The following is a 6,712-nucleotide window of genomic DNA, read 5'->3' as shown; positions in this document are numbered from 1 at the left end:
AGGAATAATCGTCCAAGCAAATAACGACAGCACCACTAATAGAGCAACACCCGCCCATTTTAGACCGGTTTTTTCTAACGCGGTAAGTGTATCAATATTGTTTTGTGACAAGTCGATACTGGCTTCATCGGGGTTATATTTACCTAAACGCGGCTCTACTATTTTTTCGGTTACGAGTGTACCCAGTGCGGCAATAAGTAATACTGATATCATCATGAAATACCAGTTAGCCTCGGCGCCAACCTCGTACGTTGGGTCAATCATTTGTGCTGCAGGCGTAGTTATACCTGCTAATAATGGGTCTATTGTGCCAAGTAGTAAATTAGCGCTATAGCCGCCAGAAACNCAGCCGCTAAGCCAGCTAAAGGGTGGCGCCCCAAACTATGAAATATCATGGCTGCAAGCGGAATTAACACCACATAGCCAAGCTCAGAAGCTGTGTTAGACATTATGGCCGCAAATACCACCATAAAGGTAACTAAACGCTTTGACGCGCCCATAACCATGCCACGCATAGCAGCAGAGAGTAACCCTGAATGCTCTGCAACACTTACCCCAAGTAGTGCCACTAAAACAGTGCCTAAAGGCGCAAAACCGGTAAAGTTAGTAACCAAGCCAGCCATAATACGCTGTAGCCCCTCAGCACTGAGTAAACTAACAACTTCAATTACTCCATCAGGCGCACGCCCTGCTGCCCCAATCGGTCTTGGGTCAATTGCGCTTAGCCCAAACCAATCGGCAATACCACTTATTAGCACAATTGAAACCGCAAATATCGCAAATAAAGTAATGGGATGAGGAAGCATATTTCCTAAAAACTCAACGGTTGCTAAAAAGCGATTAAATAAGCCGTTATTGTCTTTAGGTTGATTATTAGGTGAGTGTGTGGAGTCTGTCATACTTGGCTCTATAAATTACAAAATTGCGCTAACCTAGCATTGTTTGCAAAAGAGATCATGTATAAAAGGTAAATAACGTGTAGGTTTTAAGTTTAAAAAGCGCTGCTTGAGTGTATTGGCTTTTGTGGATTGAAGTTTATTCAGTCTTGCCATATCACCCAGAGCAGCGCATATCTGGTATTTGTAAGCGCTTATCACCTATTAACAGGCAATAAGCTCATTAGCTAGGCACGGCTTTGCCTAAACACCAAACATACGGCTGTAAATTTATTTTTAAACGATAAACAAATTCTAGCGCTTTTAATATTTTAAGCTTGCTCTATTGGTTCTAGTTGTAATTTAGCGGCAATAAGAACGGCTTGGGTACGGTTATAAACGCCAAGTTTTCTAAAAATTGCGGTAATGTGTGCTTTGACTGTTGCCTCAGAAATATGTAGTTCGTACGCTATTTGTTTGTTTAGTAACCCTTCATGAAGGTATTGCAATACACGATATTGCTGCGGCGTTAACGATGCAACCTGCGCGGCAATTTCTCTGTCTTCTCCTTCTATTTCGGCTACTTTATTTTTTAACTCTTTTGGAAGCCACGTATCGCCTTCAAGTATTTGGTTTATAGCATTAGCAATATCATCTGAAGATGATGACTTAGGAATAAAGCCCATTGCGCCATAACCCATTACCTTAGACACTATGTTGATGTCTTCACTTCCTGAGACAACCGCTATGGGTAAGCTTGGGTAGTCTTCGCGAATGCGGATCAGGCCATATAAATCGCCATTACCTGGCATGTGTAAATCTAGCAGTAATATATCAAGATCTTCTTGTTCGCTAAGTACTTGCAATGTGCTGTCAAAATCTGATGATTCAAATACCTCTAAATCGTCAAACTTAGCACTTAATGCTCCTTTTAGTGCCTCGCGAAATAACGGATGATCATCCGCTATTAAAAACTGACTCATGGTTCGCTCCTAATAAATTCGGCTGCCAATAAGATATAAAGTACTTACTGACAGCCGATATACTACGTTTAGAATCAACTTGTAATCAAGTTTTTAACGCGCATTTAACGATTTAATCGGTTTTCTATGAGCTCATCTACCACGGTTGGGTCTGCAAGTGTTGATGTATCCCCTAGCTGTTGGTGTTCATTTGCGGCTATTTTACGTAAAATTCGACGCATAATCTTACCTGAACGCGTTTTTGGTAGGCCTGGCGACCATTGAATCATATCAGGGGAAGCTATTGGGCTTAGCTCTTTACGTACCCAATTACGGACTTGAGTTGTCAGCTCATCACTTACAGTAACGCCTTCATTTGGCGTAATGTAAACATAAATACCTTGGCCTTTAATATCATGCGGATAACCGACTACGGCGGCCTCTGCTACAGCTTCATGCGCTACCAGCGCGCTTTCTATTTCAGCGGTGCCTAAACGATGCCCTGATACATTAAGCACGTCATCAACACGCCCTGTGATCCAATAATAGCCATCTTCATCACGACGACAGCCGTCACCTGTAAAGTAAACACCGGGGTAAGCACTAAAATAGGTTTGTTCAAAACGTTCGTGGTCGCCATAAACAGTACGCGCTTGTGAAGGCCAGCTATCTAATATCACTAAATTACCGTCAACAGCACCTTCTAGTGTATTACCCTCTGCATCAAATAGAGCCGGCGCAATACCAAAAAACGGATGCGTTGCTGAGCCTGGTTTAGTTTGGGTGGCACCAGGCAGTGGGGTGATCATAATGCCGCCCGTTTCGGTTTGCCACCACGTATCTACGATTGGGCAATTAGCATTACCAATATTTTCGTAATACCACGTCCATGCTTCAGGGTTGATGGGTTCTCCCACCGAGCCTAAAATGCGTAAACTTTGACGATTAGATGACGCGGTTGGCTCATCGCCTTTAGCCATTAACGCTCGAATAGCGGTTGGTGCAGTGTATAAAATGGTTACGCCGTGCTTATCAATCACCTCCCCCATGCGCCCTGCGGTTGGGTAGGTAGGCACACCTTCAAATACCACTTGCGTACAGCCATTAACCAGTGGGCCATAAGCAATATAGCTGTGGCCGGTGATCCAACCTACATCGGCGCTACACCAATATACGTCGTCCTCTTGTAAATCAAATACGTATTCGTGGGTCATTGATGAGTAAACTAAGTAACCCCCTGTAGTATGCACAACCCCTTTAGGTTGGCCAGTAGAGCCCGATGTATATAAAATAAAGAGTGGATCTTCTGCATTCATTGGCTCCGGTTCGCACTGCGCAGGTTGGTCAGCTACAAGCTCATGCCACCAAATATCGTGCTCGTTCCAATCAACTTCGCCACCGGTTAGCTGATGTACAATAACGTGTTCAATGCTTGTCACCGACTCTTGCGCTACGGCTTCATCAACATTCGCTTTTAAAGGAACACAATTACCAGCTCGGCGGCCTTCATCGGATGTGATCACCACTTTAGCGCCTGAGTCTTTAATTCGATCTGCAATGGCAGAGGGAGAAAAACCACCAAATACAACCGAGTGAATAGCACCAATACGTGCACAGGCCTGCATGGCGTAAATTGCTTGCGGCGTCATCGGCATATAAATAGCAACTCGGTCACCTTTTTGTACGCCCAGTTTTTTTAAACCATTAGCAAAGCGTGCCACTTCATCATGTAATTGTTGGTAGGTAATGTTTTCACTTTGGTTTGGGTTGTCTCCTTCCCAAATAAGCGCAACTTTATCGGCTTTGGTTTTTAAATGGCGGTCAATACAGTTATAAGAGGCATTTAAAACGCCATCTTCGTACCATTTTATATCGATATGGCCTTTATCAAATGAGGTGTTTTTTACTTTAGTATACGGAGTAAACCAATCTAAGCGCTGGCCATGTTCACGCCAAAACCCTTGTGGGTCATCAATCGACTGTTTGTAGAGTGTATTATATTTTTCGTTATCAACTAACGTCGTTTTTTCAATATGTGCAGGAACAGGATAGATACTTTGTGACATCTCAGTCTCCATTTTAATAACTTGCCATGATTAAAGGATTACTCAGCAGTACTTTATTAAGTATTAGACCTTAGTTGTACAACCCTTCTAATTAACGTTTTGTGGTTTATAATCTCGCCGCTCATGACTTTTTTACATAGAAATACAGTATGTTAAATATAAGTAAGTGGCCATTGAATTACTCTTAAACCTTCGTCTTATAGACCAATAGGTAATTGAGTAAATTTTGCACATATTTAAAAGTGGTTTTCGGACATTAAAATAATGATGCAGCCATGCAAGTTAAACACTTATTTAACGAACTCGTAGCGTGATGCAAGATAAATAAATTTTTATTCGTAAGTAATACCTGTAGCAAGTAATACATTTGAACGTTTAAAAAGCAACAAACAACAAGTAGCCTTTAAAGGACACCACAATGAAATTTACCCCATTAAAAACTCTTGCAGCGAGTGCTGTATTATGTGCTTTAACAAGCACGGCTTATGCGGCAACTGCAGCTAAAGTAGGTAACACCGAATTTACTTACGGCGGATACATTAAGCTAGATACAATGTGGAGTGATTACTCTGCAGGCGCTCCTGATGGCTCAAATGTAGGGCGTGATTTTTACGTACCAAGTACACTGCCTGTAGGCGATGACGATGATTCGGATGCCGTATTTGATATGCATGCACGTGAGTCACGTTTTAACTTTGGTACGTCAACGTTAATGGATAACGGTAAAACAGTTAAAACTAAAATTGAGTTAGACTTTTTAGCATCAGCACCTGGCGGTAACGAGCGCGTATCAAACTCTTATGCACCACGTATTCGCCATGCATTTGTAACTTACGATGGCTGGTTATTTGGTCAAACATGGTCAAACTTTCAAAACGTGGGTGCACTTGCAGAAACACTTGATTTTGTAGGCCCTGCTGAAGGCACTGTTTTTGTTCGCCAAACGCAAATTAAGTACACAACCGGTGCTTGGTCGTTCTCACTAGAAAACCCAGAAAGCACAATTACCACTCAAGGTGGCACACGTGTAGAAACAGATGATGCGTCACTTCCTGATTTTACTGCGCGCTACACACACAATGCCGATTGGGGTAACTTTGTAGTTGCAGCACTTGCTCGCCAACTTACTTATAAAGTAGGCGATGTTGACGCTGATGAAACCTCGTTTGGTATTAGCGCTTCGGGCCGTGTAAATTTTGGCGAAGATTACCTTAAATTTATGCTTACTCAAGGTAAAGGCCTTGGTCGTTACGTGGGCTTAAATGTTGCCCATGGTGCAGTGCTTAATGGCGATGAGCTTGATGCAATAGACTCAACATCTGGTTTTGTTGCTTATCAACATAAATGGACAAGCCAGTGGCGCTCAACTTTCTTATATTCTTTCTTTAGTGCTGACAACAACACCGATCTATTAACAATATCAGGCGACCCTGTTGAATCAAGCCAAAGCTTTAGTGCAAATATTTTATACTCACCGGTTAAGCGTTTAACATTTGGTGCAGAGTTTAAACATGCCGAGCGCGAAACAGAAAGTGGTATTGACGGTGATTTAGAGCGCTTACAATTTTCTGTAAAATACAATTTTTAATTAAACATAGTGATCACAATAAAGCGGCCACGGCAAGATCATTATAAATTGAACTTATAGAGCAAGTAGTGATCAGATCAAGGCATAATAATTACTTGGTCGCATAAATATGAGCACTACTTTTCTGAAACATTTTAATTCAATTACAGATCCTCGCATTGAACGTTGTAAAAAGCATGAACTTATCGATATTCTTCTCCTTGCTATTAGCGCTGTACTCTCTGGTGCAGAAGGATGGGAAGATATTGAAGACTTTGGGCACCTAAAGCTTGATTGGTTAAAAAAATACGGTACGTTCAACGCAGGAATTCCAAAACATGACACGATTGCTCGCGTCATGTGTCGGTTAAAAGCAAATGAAATAGAAAGGGCATTTCAATCTTGGATATCATCACTGATTGAAACCACAGGTGCAGATATCATCGCTATCGATGGCAAAACCGCACGACGTTCATTTACCACAAAAGACAGAAAAAGTGCCTTACACACGGTCAGTGCATGGAGTTGCCAACACCAGTTAGTGCTTGGGCAGACGGCTGTTGATAATAAAACAAATGAAATCACCGCAATACCAGAATTACTCACCCTGCTCGATATTGAAAACAGTATCATTACGTTAGATGCGATGGGATGCCAACAAGAAATAGCAAAACAAATCATCCAACAAAAAGCAGATTATATTCTTGCACTTAAAGGTAATCATTCAGGCATGCAAAAGGAACTAGAAGCGTGGTGGCACAAGTGCGAGCGTGAAAGGTTAACTCAGCATAATTGTGATGAATATACCGAAATAAGCTCAGGACATGGGCGTGTTGAAACACGTACATGCCAGCAGTTACTTATAGATAAAAGCTGGTTAGGCAAGGATTATCGTTGGCCTGGCTTAACGAGTATTATTAAGGTCAGGGCTGAAGTTCATGATAAGTCGGCAGGGTCGGATACCACTGAAACACGCTGGTATATAAGTTCATTAGACTTAAATGCAGCGCAAGCACTCAATGCGGTACGCAGTCACTGGCAGGTTGAAAGCATGCATTGGATGCTTGATATGAACTTCAGAGAAGATGAATCGAGAATACGCAAACTTCAAGGGCCATTAATGTTTAATGTAATGCGAAAGATAGCCATGGCGCTTTTTAAACAAGATACATCTAAGTCAGCTAGTATGGCGAGGAAAAAGAAAATGGCAGGGCTAGACGATGATTACCGCTCAACCCTGTT

Annotated in this window: 4 protein-coding genes and 1 pseudogene; 2 read left to right on the top strand and 3 right to left on the bottom strand. The window is 42.0% G+C overall.

What is annotated here, in order from left to right:
• From L650_RS0123110 to acs, 3 genes and pseudogenes are all read right to left on the bottom strand, one after another.
• Nucleotides 1-899: pseudogene (locus L650_RS0123110) on the bottom strand (AbgT family transporter); the annotation flags it as partial.
• 308 nt (nt 900-1,207) lie between these two features.
• A complete protein-coding gene (locus L650_RS0123105; RefSeq protein ID WP_004586197.1) occupies nt 1,208-1,858 on the bottom strand; it encodes a response regulator transcription factor in 651 nt (216 codons plus the stop codon).
• A gap of 104 nt (nt 1,859-1,962) precedes the next feature.
• Nucleotides 1,963-3,903 carry an acetate--CoA ligase gene (gene acs, locus L650_RS0123100; RefSeq protein ID WP_024033109.1) on the bottom strand — a complete coding sequence of 647 codons (1,941 nt, stop codon included), beginning with the start codon at nt 3,901-3,903 and terminating at the stop codon, nt 1,963-1,965.
• A 418-nt stretch (nt 3,904-4,321) separates the two neighbouring features.
• Here acs and L650_RS0123095 point away from each other — a divergent pair, with 418 nt between their 5' ends.
• Both L650_RS0123095 and L650_RS0123090 read left to right on the top strand, forming a co-directional pair.
• A complete protein-coding gene (locus tag L650_RS0123095) occupies nt 4,322-5,491 on the top strand; it encodes a DcaP family trimeric outer membrane transporter (protein WP_029774552.1) in 1,170 nt (389 codons plus the stop codon).
• A gap of 109 nt (nt 5,492-5,600) precedes the next feature.
• Nucleotides 5,601-6,712: ISAs1 family transposase (locus tag L650_RS0123090; protein ID WP_029771904.1), on the top strand; the 1,112-nt coding region annotated here is incomplete at its 3' end.

Source organism: Pseudoalteromonas sp. TB51 (genome assembly GCF_000498055.1).
In the GTDB taxonomy this organism is placed as follows: Bacteria; Pseudomonadota; Gammaproteobacteria; order Enterobacterales; family Alteromonadaceae; genus Pseudoalteromonas; species Pseudoalteromonas atlantica.
The sequence above is the reverse complement of the archived record's forward strand: the minus strand, read 5'-3'. Positions and strand labels throughout refer to the sequence as shown.

Coding starts and splice junctions, on each gene's coding strand:
- acs (WP_024033109.1), bottom strand. CDS start 3,903: ATGTCACAAAGTATCTATCCTGTTCCTGCACATATTGAAAAAACGACG.
- L650_RS0123105 (WP_004586197.1), bottom strand. CDS start 1,858: ATGAGTCAGTTTTTAATAGCGGATGATCATCCGTTATTTCGCGAGGCA.
- L650_RS0123095 (WP_029774552.1), top strand. CDS start 4,322: ATGAAATTTACCCCATTAAAAACTCTTGCAGCGAGTGCTGTATTATGT.